The 10,942-nt window shown below is 63.5% G+C and carries 11 protein-coding genes; all 11 read right to left on the bottom strand.

Annotation, left to right across the window (positions count from 1 at the left end; translation table 11 throughout):
• Positions 1 to 110: 110 nt before the first annotated feature.
• A complete protein-coding gene (locus RBB42_RS10030; protein WP_305969508.1) occupies positions 111 to 1,376 on the bottom strand; it encodes an NAD(P)/FAD-dependent oxidoreductase in 1,266 nt (421 codons plus the stop codon).
• A 436-nt stretch (positions 1,377 to 1,812) separates the two neighbouring features.
• Positions 1,813 to 2,529 carry a c-type cytochrome gene (locus RBB42_RS10025; protein ID WP_305969509.1) on the bottom strand — a complete coding sequence of 239 codons (717 nt, stop codon included), beginning with the start codon at positions 2,527 to 2,529 and terminating at the stop codon, positions 1,813 to 1,815.
• 10 nt (positions 2,530 to 2,539) lie between these two features.
• Positions 2,540 to 3,760, bottom strand: a complete 1,221-nt coding sequence (locus RBB42_RS10020; protein ID WP_305969510.1) for a c-type cytochrome — start codon at positions 3,758 to 3,760, stop codon at positions 2,540 to 2,542.
• On the bottom strand, positions 3,744 to 5,021 hold the full coding sequence (soxC, locus tag RBB42_RS10015) for a sulfite dehydrogenase (RefSeq protein ID WP_305969511.1): 1,278 nt from the start codon (positions 5,019 to 5,021) through the stop codon (positions 3,744 to 3,746). Before soxC ends, RBB42_RS10020 begins: the two co-directional genes overlap by 17 nt.
• Positions 5,022 to 5,114: 93 nt before the next feature.
• Positions 5,115 to 6,812 carry a thiosulfohydrolase SoxB gene (soxB, locus tag RBB42_RS10010; protein WP_305969512.1) on the bottom strand — a complete coding sequence of 566 codons (1,698 nt, stop codon included), beginning with the start codon at positions 6,810 to 6,812 and terminating at the stop codon, positions 5,115 to 5,117.
• A 97-nt stretch (positions 6,813 to 6,909) separates the two neighbouring features.
• On the bottom strand, positions 6,910 to 7,761 hold the full coding sequence (gene soxA, locus RBB42_RS10005; protein ID WP_305969513.1) for a sulfur oxidation c-type cytochrome SoxA: 852 nt from the start codon (positions 7,759 to 7,761) through the stop codon (positions 6,910 to 6,912).
• Positions 7,762 to 7,824: 63 nt separating this feature from the next.
• On the bottom strand, positions 7,825 to 8,154 hold the full coding sequence (gene soxZ, locus RBB42_RS10000; protein ID WP_305969514.1) for a thiosulfate oxidation carrier complex protein SoxZ: 330 nt from the start codon (positions 8,152 to 8,154) through the stop codon (positions 7,825 to 7,827).
• A gap of 31 nt (positions 8,155 to 8,185) precedes the next feature.
• Complete coding sequence (gene soxY / locus RBB42_RS09995) at positions 8,186 to 8,620, bottom strand: thiosulfate oxidation carrier protein SoxY (RefSeq protein ID WP_305969515.1); 435 nt, start codon at positions 8,618 to 8,620, stop codon at positions 8,186 to 8,188.
• Between the two features lie 25 nt (positions 8,621 to 8,645).
• Positions 8,646 to 9,122, bottom strand: coding sequence for a sulfur oxidation c-type cytochrome SoxX (gene soxX, locus RBB42_RS09990; protein WP_305969516.1), 477 nt, complete (start codon positions 9,120 to 9,122; stop codon positions 8,646 to 8,648).
• Positions 9,123 to 9,533: 411 nt separating this feature from the next.
• Positions 9,534 to 10,118: a thioredoxin family protein gene (locus tag RBB42_RS09985; RefSeq protein ID WP_305969517.1), complete on the bottom strand. Its 585-nt coding sequence runs from the start codon at positions 10,116 to 10,118 to the stop codon at positions 9,534 to 9,536.
• A gap of 67 nt (positions 10,119 to 10,185) precedes the next feature.
• Complete coding sequence (locus tag RBB42_RS09980; protein WP_305969518.1) at positions 10,186 to 10,923, bottom strand: cytochrome c biogenesis CcdA family protein; 738 nt, start codon at positions 10,921 to 10,923, stop codon at positions 10,186 to 10,188.
• Positions 10,924 to 10,942: the final 19 nt, after the last annotated feature.

The following is a 10,942-nucleotide window of genomic DNA, read 5'->3' as shown; positions in this document are numbered from 1 at the left end:
CCCCCCCCCCCCCCCCCCCCCCCCCCCCCCCCCCCCCCCCCCCCCCCCCCCCCCCCCCGGATCGCCGCACCGCAAGGCGCGGCGATCCATCCTGTCACTCCCGCGCTCGTTCAGCCGAACATGTCCGAGGTGATGCCGGCGTACCAGCCGATGCTTTCCTCGTAGGTCGCCTTGCGCAGCGCCGCGTCTTCACCGGTCTCCGAGATGAACCCGTCTGTCTTGGCAATCTTCTCGTCCGTCGCCTCGTAGGACGCGCCGACCTTGATGCCGTCGTCGGCGTCGATTAGGGACCAGCAGGTGTTCGAGAACTTGGCCGGGAAAACGCGGCTGCCGGTCAATGCGCCACGCACCGCCATCGCCGCCACCTTGGCCTGCGAATTGGCCGAGAAGCCCGATTTCGGCATGTCGCCCTGGTTGGTCGCATCGCCCAGAATGTGGATGTTCTCGTCAAGCCGCGATTGCATCGTGTGGCCGGACACCGGCGCCCAGTTGCCCTCGGTCAGCCCGGCAGCGGCGCAGATCGCGCCCGCTTTCTGCGCCGGGATCACGTTGCAGACGTCGGCCTTGACCACCTCGCCGTCGATGTCGACTTCCATTGTGTCCGGGTTCACCGACACGTTGCCGCCGCCAAAGTCCGGGCCGATGCGCTCGATCATCCCGGCATAGTGCTTGTTCCACCCCTCCTCGAACAGCGCCTGTTTCGAGAAATTGGCCTTGGGGTCGGCGATCAAGATCTTGGCCGTCGGATTCGTCGCCTTCAGCACATGCGCCACCATCGATATCCGCTCATACGGTCCCGGCGGGCAACGGTACGGATTGGGCGGCGCGACCATCACATAGGTCCCGCCCTCGGGCATGGATTCGATCTGCGCCTTCAGCAGGGCGGTCTGCGTCCCCGCCTTGTAGGCATGGGGCATGGCCGTCTGCGCCGACAGGTCCCAGCCCGGAACCGCCCCGTCGACGAAATCGATACCGGGAGAGATCACCAGCCGGTCGTAGGGCAGGCTGCCGCCACCGGCCAGCGACACGGTCCTTGCGTCCCGGTCCACGCCCACAGCCCAGTCGTGCACCACGTTGATGCCGTATTCCGAGGCCAGCGTGCTGTAGTCATGGGCGATGGATTGCAGGTCGCGGAAGCCGCCGATGTAGAGGTTGGAAAAGAAGCAGGTGTAATAGGTCCGCGTGGGTTCGATTAGGGTAACGGCGATTTCGCCCTGGCTGTCCTTGGCGATATAGCGTGCGGCAGTGGCACCGCCGGCACCGCCGCCGATCACCACGACGCGCGGCTTGCCGTGGCCGGCGGCCTGCACCATTGGCGCCGACAGAGAGGCCGCCGCCGCGGCGGTGCCCAGAAAAGTGCGTCTGTTCAGAGTCATGTCCGTCTCCTCATTGTTGGACAATCGCTTTTATTGGCGCGCAATCTCTCCCCTTTTTGCTCCCGAAGAGTGTGCACGCGGGTCCCTCCCTCAAACGAAGAACCCCGCGCGGCCAGTGGGGCCGGCGCGGGGTGCCGTAATTGAAGGAAAGATCTTTGGGGCGCGGTGACCCGCCGGCGTCAACTCGGCAGGAGGCCGAAGAACGCCGCCAGCGCCAGAAACGCGCCCAACATTAGGATACGAAGAGCAAAGGACATCCGCATGAGAAATACCATCCACTTGGCACGGGGCCATGCGGACCCGGACCTGAAAAACGGACACGGTGGCGAAATACGCACCTCCGCGGCAGGACGTCCTGTCCTGCGCTGCCAGTCTTGTCCTTGGATTGCCTTCGCTCAATTGCGGAATACCTGACCCTCCCGTGCTCAGCCCCCGGTCATTCCATGCTGGCGAAGTAGGCCGCCAGCGCGGCGATTTCCTCATCGCTGAGTCGCCCGGCCATCATCTGCATAACCGGGTGTGGACGCAACTTTCGCTTGTAGGCGTGCATGGCGACGACGAAATCCTCCTCGGGCCATTTCACGATCGAGGGGATGCCCTCGTCCGCGCCATCCCGCTTGTGGCAGGTCAGGCATTCCGAGGCCAGGTATTCGCCGTATGCCACGTCACCCACGATCGCCAGGATCTCGGGCGACAGTTCCACCTCGCGCGGGACGGCGGTGGGGGCGGATTCCGGGATGTCCTGCGGATTGGCCGTGAAGGCGCGCAGGTAGGCCAGGACATCGTGACGGTCCTGGTCGTCTTTCATGCCCCGATAGGACATGCGCGTGCCCGAGATCAGCACGCGCGGGTTCTCGATATAGGCATCGAGCGTCTCGTAGTCCCAAGTCAGCCCGTCGCCAAAGGCGCGTTCCATCGACCTGGAATAGTCGAACCCCTCGACGCTGCCCGCCCGGCGCCCGAAGATGCCGTTGAGATGCGGGCCGATGCGGTTCTTTGCGTCGGGGCCGATCTGATGGCAGCCGATGCATTGGCGAAACAGGTCTTCCCCGCGCTCGGCATCGCCGATCAGCTGGGCCTCCTCCTCTGCGGTTGCTGGCCCCACCAGGGGGGCCAGCGCGACGAGGGCCGTTATGATCAGCCGCTTCATCATGTCATTCCTCCTACTGCGAGAAGGACGAGAGATAGGCGATCAGCGCCGTGACATCCGCGTCCTTGCGCAGCCCGGCAAAGGCCATCTTGGTGCCTTTCACGGTGCCGCGCGGATCGGCGAGAAAGGCCGCCAGGGTCTCTGCATCCCATTCGCCGCCCATGCTACCCATGGCTTTGGAGTATTTGAACCCGTCGACAGAGCCGATCTCGCGTCCGACGATGGCGTTGAGCTGCGGTCCGACGCGGTCCTTGGCACCGTCACCGATCTGGTGGCAGGCCTTGCACTTGTTGAAGACCTTCTCGCCAGCGGCGACGAGTTCCGGGTCCGGCGCGTCCGTTGCTGCGGGGGCTGGCGCGGGTTCTGCCGCAGGTTCGGCGGCGGCAGCCGGTTCCGGGGCCGGGTCCGTCGTGGCGGGGTCTTCGACCGCTTCCTCGGGCGTCACGTCCAGAACGGTGGCGCGCATGGTGATCTCGACCGGCCCATCCTTGCAGTTTTCCATGCAGGGTTCGGACCGCCACTTGCTGTACTCGGTCTCTGCCCTGTCATCGACAATGAAACCATCGGCATTGGGCAGGACCACCTCTGGCAGCGTGTCCTGGTTCAACTCGAACTCATCGTCGATGATGTCGTTCGAGTAGAGGATGTAGGCCACGATGGCATAGGTATCGTCGACCGACAGCGACTGCGCGTTGCCGAAGGGCATCGAACGATGGACGTAGTCCCAGACCGTCGACGTATAGGGCCAGTAGGACCCCACGGTCTTGAGCGGGTCCTCGTCCGCCAGCGTATCCATGCCGCCTGCCAGCTTGGGCCAGTTGCCCACGCCCTCGGCGAAGGAACCATGGCACACCGCGCATTGCTCCTCGAAGATCGCTTCGCCGTCATAGGCGTTACCACTGCCCGCGGGCAGGCCGGTGCCATCCGGGCTGACGTCAAGATCCCATGCGGCGATCTCCTCGGGCAGCGCACCGCGACCCAGGCCGAAACGCAGCCCCTTGCTGTCCCCGTTGTCCGCGTGGGCGGCGCCGACGATGCCACCGTCAACGGCCTCTGGCGCGGCGGCCACCTTGACCGGGGCCTCCGGCTCCGGGATCGGCGCCGGGAGTTCGCCCAGCATCTGCGGGTTCTCAGGGAAATCGGCGATGTTGCGGTCGGCGAAGTTGTAGGCGGCGACCAGCATCAGGCCGACGCCCGCCACGGTGCCGACGTAGAGATTAAGAGACTTCGACATTTTCGGCCTCCCCGTTGGCTTTGACATGCCAGGTCTGGATGCAGTTGTTGTGGTAGATGGAGTTCAGGCCGCGCACGTCGCGCAATTGGGCCTTGGTCGGCTGGACATAGCCCGTCTCGTCGATCGCGCGGGATTGCAGCAGCATCTCCTCGCCGTTCCAGGTCGTGTCGAGATAGAAGCGGGTCAGCGCCTTGTCCTGCCCTTCGGCGGCCAGACGGGCAGTTTCCCAGGTCATGCCGCCATCCTTGGACACATCGACGCGGGTGATCTTGCCGTGGCCGGACCAGGCCATTCCGGTGATGACCAGCGGGCCGTGGCCATGCGTGATCGGCGCCTGCGGGCTGGGCGAGGTGATGACGGATTTCGCGTCCATGACCCAAGTCCACTTGCGCGAGGTGCCATCAGCCAACGTGTCGGTGTATTTCGAGGTCTCTTCGCGGCTTTCGACGGGGCCATCCATGACCTCGACGCGGCGCAACCACTTGACCCACATGTTGCCTTCCCAACCGGGAACGACAAGGCGGACGGGGTAGCCATGTTCCTTGCGCAGGGCCTCGCCGTTGGCCTTGAAGGCGACCAGAACGTCGTCCATCGCCTTTTCCATCGGGATCGAGCGGCCATTGGACGAGGCGTCGGCGCCCTCCACGTAGACCCACTTGTCCCTAAAGTCGCCCGCGGCATCCAGCCCGGCCTCGGCCAGCAGGGTGCGCAGAGGGACGCCGGTGTATTCCATGTTGTGGATCATGCCGTGGGTGAATTGCGCGCCGTTCAGCTGCGCGCCCGCCCATTCCATGCCGGTGTTGGCGGCGCATTCGCAGAAATAGACGTGCTGCTCGCGCGGGAACCGTTCCAGGTCGTCGTATGTGAAAATCAGCGGCTGATCGACCAGGCCATTGATCATCAGGCGATAATCCGGCTTCGACAGTTCGATGGCGCCCGAGTGATGACGTTCAAAGGCACAGCCCTGCGGAGTGATCGTGCCGTCGAGCGCGTGGATCGGTGTGAAGTTGATCGAAGAGATCGTGTCGGCGGTCAGCCATTCCACGTTGCGGCGGATCACGTCGTCTTCGAACTTGATCGGCAGGCCATAGGGGACCTCGTCTACGCCGTGGCCGAAACCGGATGCCCAATCCTGCACTTCGGTGATCAGCGGATCGGGGCCGGCGGCGCGGGCGCCGGTGGCGGCCACGGCCCCTGCCCCAAGTGCGGCGGCACTGGTCAGGAACTGACGGCGGGAGGTGCCTTTCGTTTCCTTGCTCATTGCGTTCTCCTTACAGATCATTTCATTCATCTATGTGAATGAATAGGCGAGAAATTCGGCGGGCCGAGGCCCGCCGGAAAAACTTGGCTGCGTTCAGGCGCCGACGACTTCGACAGTGTCGCGGGGCTGGATCGTGACAGTGCCCTGCTTGCGGATATGGCTTTCGACCACATCCCAGATCTGCGGCCCTTCGGTGCCCTCGTTGACCGAGGCCCAGCCGGCGACGACATAGTTCTTTGCCGGGTCGATGGCCTCGCCGGTGCTGAGCAGGACCATGTCCGAGATCCGCTCGCCCTGCGGCTTGGTCACATCGCAGCGATAGCCCATGCCACCGATACGGACCATGTCGCCGCCCTGCTGATAGTAGGGGTCCGGGTTGAAGATGTTGTCGGCCACGTCCTCGAGGATGACCTTGATGAACTCGCCCGTCATCTCTGTGCGGTAGGCCTCGCCGTAGGTCATCGACGTGACGTTCCAGATGTCTTCGCGCGTGATGTCGTCACCCGGGATCAGGGACGGCCCCCAGCGAACGCCGGGCGACATGGCGATATCGGCTTCGCGCTCGCTCAGCAGAGCATCACAGATGAGATCATCCCAGCTGCCGTTGAAATTGCCGCGGCGATACAGCAGAGAGTCGGTCTGGCCGATCACCTCTTCGAGGTCTGCCTTGTAGGGCGCGCGCTGCTCTTCGATCAGGGTCGCCATCTCCGGGTCGGGTGCGATCACGTCCGAGAAGATCGGGATCAGCTTGTGCCGGAACCCCATCATGCGACCGTCGCGCACGTCCAGATCAACGCGGCTGACGAACTTGCCGTTGGAGCCGGAGGCGATCAGGATCGTCTCGCCCACTAGAACCGGCTCGGGCAGCGCGTCATGGGTGTGGCCGGTCAGGATCACGTCGATCCCGGTGACCTTCGAGGCCATCTTCTTGTCGACGTCGAACCCGTTATGGCTGAGGCAGACGACCAGTTCGGCACCCTGCCCGCGCACCTCGTCGACCATTGCCTGCATGTTTTCATCGCGGATGCCAAAGCTGTATTCCGGGAACATCCAGCTCGGGTTGGCGATCGGCATATAGGGGAAGGCCTGGCCGATGACCGCGATCTTGACGCCGCCACGCTCGAAGAACTTGTAAGGTTTGAACAGTTCCGCAGGCTCGTCCCATTCGGCGTCAAAAATGTTCTGCCCCAGCGCGGCGAAGGGCAGCCCCTCGACCAGTTCGGTCACGCGGTCAGTGCCCAAGGTGAATTCCCAGTGAAAGGTCATCGCGTCGGGCTTCAGCCCGTTCATCACGTTGACCATGTCCTGCCCCTCGGAGTGGTAGCAGGTGTAGGAGCCGTGCCAGGTATCGCCGCCATCCAGCAACAGCGCATCGGGGCGGTCGGCGCGGATCGCGTTCACGACCGTCGCCACGCGATCCATGCCGCCGACCTTGCCATAGGCCTGTGCCAGGGCGCTGAAATCACCGGAGGACAACGCATAATGCGAGCGCGAACCGTCTTCGATCCCGTAGAGCTTGCGGAAATCAGCGCCGGTGACATGCGGGACCGCGCCGCGGTTGGCCCCCACGCCGATGTTGACCGAAGGCTCGCGGAAGTAGATCGGCATCAGCTGCGCATGGATGTCGGTGACGTGGATCAGGCTCACGTTGCCAAAGGTGTCGAACTGCAGAAGCTGGTCCTGCGTCAGGCTTTGCTGGGCGGCAAGCCGCGCCCAGTTGCCAAAACCGGAGGTCCCGAGCATCGCCGAGGCCGCCATACTCACCTGCAGGAAATCGCGTCTTGAGATCATGGGGAGGGGTCTTTCTATCTCATGACACACATGCGCATGTGTGAATTCGTTAAGATGAAGAAACCCCGCGCCAGTCGCCTGACGCGGGGTCGTTTATTCAGTTGCGGACGGAGGGACCTTCGACCGACAGGCCGTTGCCACGCGACTTGACGTAAAGCTCAAGCGCGATGAATTCGTCAGAACCCGGGCTGAAGGTTTCCGCGCGGGTGTCGCGAATGCAGCCCTTGAACCGGCTGTGTGCGCCGTTCAGCTTGGCGTTCTTCAGACGGTAGGTCGGAAAGCCGTTGATATGGCCCTGGCTGAGGTGGTCGGCCCGGATGTAGTTGCCGTAGTTTTCCTCGTGGCAGGAGGCGCAGGCAAGCTCGAGCTGGCCGTAACGCGTGTAGTAGATCTCCTTGCCCTTTTCCCAGGCCTCGGCCGCAGGGCCGTCGATGGCGACGTTCACCGGCATGCCGCGCGAATGCGACGCAATCATCGCCTCCATCGAGATGGCATCGGTGGCGTCGTACTTCCATGCGTCGGCGCCCATGCGGTTCACGCGGCAGTCGTTGACCTGCATCTGCACGGTGCGCACTTCGCCAGCGTCCTCGTTCCACTTGGGATAGGTCGCGGCGACACCGGTCATGCTGTCGGCGGGATCGTCGTGGCAATCGGCGCAGGCCTTGCCCTCGGACCCCTCTGCCGTGTTCCAGATGTCCATGGCCTGATCGACGAAGATCATGCCCTGGTTCTCGAAATCGTCGGTCTGAAGCTGCTGGGTTTCGTCCGAGCGGAAGTGCCAGCCCGAGATGATCTCGTCCAGGGCGCCGTCCAGGTGGGCGGGCGCCGGGGCCTTGGTGGTCATTTCGATGTCGCCGTTGACGACCAGCGTGTCGTCGTCGGCGCCACCCGCGAAGGCCGCGGGCGCAAACAGCAGTGCGGCGATGGCCGTCATTGCCTTGAATTTCATGTTGTTACCCTCCCGATTGGCGATCCTGCCCCGCGGTGCGCAGGGCAGGAATAGCTCTTGTGGTCAGCCGACCGCGACCGACTTGGTCTCTTCGTAGACGTCACCGTCGTCGTCGTACCAGGTAAACTTCAGATCACCTGCTTCCGGGATGGTCGCTTCGAATTCGAAGTAGGGGTTGGTCGAGATCGCAGGCGCCAGGACGACATCGACCACGTTCTGACCGTTGAAATCGCAGGTGAAGCGATTGATGATCGAACGCGGGATGACGTTGCCCGAGCTGTCCTTGCGCTGACCCGATTCCATCTTGTGGGAAATTAGGGTCTTGATGGTCACGACCTCACCGGCGGATGCCTTCTTGGGGGCCTTGACGCGGGGTTTGACACCAGATGCCATTTCTCAGAACTCCTCTTGGTTAGCCGCAGGATCAGCCGCCGCAGCCGCCGATTGTGACCTTCACGGTCTTCATCGCGGTCTGGTAGCTGCCGTCGGCCATCTTGGCGATGGCCTGGACATCCTGGGTGCCGGCAAGGCGGATACGGGTGGATGCGGCTTGCGACCCGGCGAGCGGGCCAAAGCGGAAGGCGGCGACACCGGGGGTCGGGTTACCCAGCGCGTAAACGCGAACCTCGACGGCACCGGGCGCGTCGATGGAGATCGGAACGGTGTTGCCGTTCTCGGCGATTTCCGGCGCGGTCAGCGTCAGATCGCCGGTGCCGGCATCGGCGCCGGCCAGGAATTCGTCGGGTGCACCGACAAGTTCGGCGTTCGGATCGGCCTGTGCCACGGCGCTCAGCGGAAGCAGGGCCATCGCGGTGGCACCGGCGCCGAGCGCCAGCGTGTCACGTCTCGTGAAGTCCATCATGTTTCTCCTCAGATAAACCCGGTCACTCTTCCTTGAGCGTCAGCAGGAAGGCGACCAAATCTTCGATATCCTGCGCCGACAGGATCGGCGGCAGATCGCCCTCGGGGGCCTTGCCGGTGTATCCGTCGCCCGGACGGATAAAACCGGAAGTCTTGTAGAATGCGGGCATGACAGTGCCCTCGAAGGTGTGCTTGGCGTTGGCGACGATGCCGCGCAGTTCTTCGGCGGAACGGGCCTCGCCGGTCCAGGTCAACTCGGGGCCGACCTCCCCCTGGAAAGGCACATCGGGAAGCTGGGCCACAGCGTGACAGGACACGCAGTTGCCCTTGGACTTGGTCGAAAACACCATGCGGCCGTTGTCTGCGTCGCCCGGCACACCGGTCAGGGATTCATTCACTTCGCCATATTCGCCATACACAACGTCATCGGGGGCGACGGTTTCCGCAAAAGCGGCACCGGCCACCAGGGCCACCGCTGCGGTGATTGCTGTAAGCCTCATGTTCCCTCCCTAGGCTTGCGACCCGATATTGAGATCGGACCTTCGCTCATCGCTATTGGCGTATACCGTAGGCCACAGGGTTGCACGAACGCAACAACAAATTCACGGATATGAATTATTGCTCCGTTTGGTCGCACACTGCGCTTGGCGAACGGGTCCGGGCATCCGCACCTCCGCCACGACGGACCCGCTTATTCCCTCAGCTTGTCATAAGGTTGCGCCGGATCACATGCAGGCGGCCCGCCGATTTCCGGAGTTCATTCCTGTTTTCTCCGAAACCCAACGCCGCGCAATCGAGGGTTGCGCGGCGTCCTTCCCTGCCCGTTCTTGCGGCAGTGCGGGCGGGCCATCAAAACCAGCACGCCCCCGACCCGTCAGTTTCGACAATCGTCGAATCAACCCCGACAGGCGTCAGTCGAAACTGCCGTCGTTGCGTTCCTGGATGCGGCGCGCGTGGTAGCGCTGAAAATCCTCGCCAGTCTCGTCCTGGATCTCGTAGAGCTTCTCGGCCACCCAGGTGAACATGTCCAGCGAGGTCCCCTTGGAAAAGGCGCCCGGCATGACGGCGACCTGCGCGTCCATCGCGCTGGCGCCCTCCGGCACCTCCTCTGGCAGGAAGACGATGGTCGGGGTGAACAACACGCGCCACTTGCGGGCCATCTCCCGCTCCTGCAGCACCTCGCCGTCGAAATCCGTGACCTCTGTGCTGCCATGCAGGTTCAGCTGCACGACAAAATAGTTCTCGTCGATGTACTCCGAAACTTCCGGGTCGGTGAAGACCTCCTCATGCATCTTCTTGCAGTAGATGCAGCCGCGCTGCTCGAAAAACAGAACGAGCCGCTTGCCCTCTGCGTTCGCCTCGTCAAGATCCTCGCGAAGGTCCTTGAAGGTATCGCGCATCCAGGGGCTCTTGTAGAGGCCGTCATCGCCCATTTCCTGCGCCACCACCGGCAGCGCCATGAGCACGGCCAGCGCCGCGCCGATCCAGGTCTTCATCGCCAATCTCCTCTCGGTTTGCGCGACCGGGCCCCTACGGTCCCGTGACCGCGTCTCAGAATTGCCGTCAGCTCAGCGCTGTCCACGCCGGGAAGGTCTCGATCATCCACTGGGCGATGGCGTTCACCGTATCCGTCGCGATGAGAATCGCAAACAGGATGAGCATCCCGCCCATCAGCTTTTCGACGTATTGCAGCTTGTCCCGGTGGCGTGCGGTCCAGCGCAGGAAAGGCCCGGAAAAGAGTGCCGCGATGATGAAGGGTGCCGTCATCCCGATGCCATAGACCAGCAACAACAGGCCGCCGCGCGCAATGTCGCCCATGCCGGAGGCGATCATCAGGATCGAGGCCAGCGCCGGCCCCACGCAGGGCGTCCAGCCGAATCCAAAGGCCAGCCCCATCGCGTAGGCGCCCAAAATGGTGGTCGGCTCGGCGCTGCTTTCGATCTTGGCCTCGCGGTATAGCAGGCCGATGCGGACCACGCCCAGGAAATGCAGCCCGAACAGCAGAAGGACCGCGACCGCCACCCATTTCAGGTAGTCCATGTAGTCTGCAAAGGCCTGACCCACGGCCGTGGCCCCCATCCCAAGCAGAACGAAGATCGTCGTCACTCCGGCCGCGAAAAAGACCGACGAGAGGATCAGCCGCCGCTGTGCGCCGGGCGTGATCCCCGCGTCGCCGCGCAGTTCGGACATGGAAATCCCCGCCATGTAACACAGGTAAAAGGGCACCATCGGCAGGATACAGGGCGTGAAGAAGCTTAACAGACCGGCAAAAGCTGCGCCCGCGAATGAAATGTCGAGCACTGATTGCGCCTTTCCTTGA

Source organism: Mameliella sp. MMSF_3455 (assembly GCF_030733205.1).
Lineage (GTDB): Bacteria > Pseudomonadota > Alphaproteobacteria > Rhodobacterales > Rhodobacteraceae > Antarctobacter.
The sequence above is the reverse complement of the archived record's forward strand: the minus strand, read 5'-3'. Positions and strand labels throughout refer to the sequence as shown.

Bases quoted from the DNA above. Each gene is read 5' to 3' on its own strand.
- RBB42_RS10030 (WP_305969508.1), bottom strand. From the start codon at position 1,376: ATGACTCTGAACAGACGCACTTTTCTGGGCACCGCCGCGGCGGCGGCC.
- RBB42_RS10025 (WP_305969509.1), bottom strand. From the start codon at position 2,529: ATGATGAAGCGGCTGATCATAACGGCCCTCGTCGCGCTGGCCCCCCTG.
- RBB42_RS10020 (WP_305969510.1), bottom strand. From the start codon at position 3,760: ATGTCGAAGTCTCTTAATCTCTACGTCGGCACCGTGGCGGGCGTCGGC.
- soxC (WP_305969511.1), bottom strand. From the start codon at position 5,021: ATGAGCAAGGAAACGAAAGGCACCTCCCGCCGTCAGTTCCTGACCAGT.
- soxB (WP_305969512.1), bottom strand. From the start codon at position 6,812: ATGATCTCAAGACGCGATTTCCTGCAGGTGAGTATGGCGGCCTCGGCG.
- soxA (WP_305969513.1), bottom strand. From the start codon at position 7,761: ATGAAATTCAAGGCAATGACGGCCATCGCCGCACTGCTGTTTGCGCCC.
- soxZ (WP_305969514.1), bottom strand. From the start codon at position 8,154: ATGGCATCTGGTGTCAAACCCCGCGTCAAGGCCCCCAAGAAGGCATCC.
- soxY (WP_305969515.1), bottom strand. From the start codon at position 8,620: ATGGACTTCACGAGACGTGACACGCTGGCGCTCGGCGCCGGTGCCACC.
- soxX (WP_305969516.1), bottom strand. From the start codon at position 9,122: ATGAGGCTTACAGCAATCACCGCAGCGGTGGCCCTGGTGGCCGGTGCC.
- RBB42_RS09985 (WP_305969517.1), bottom strand. From the start codon at position 10,118: ATGAAGACCTGGATCGGCGCGGCGCTGGCCGTGCTCATGGCGCTGCCG.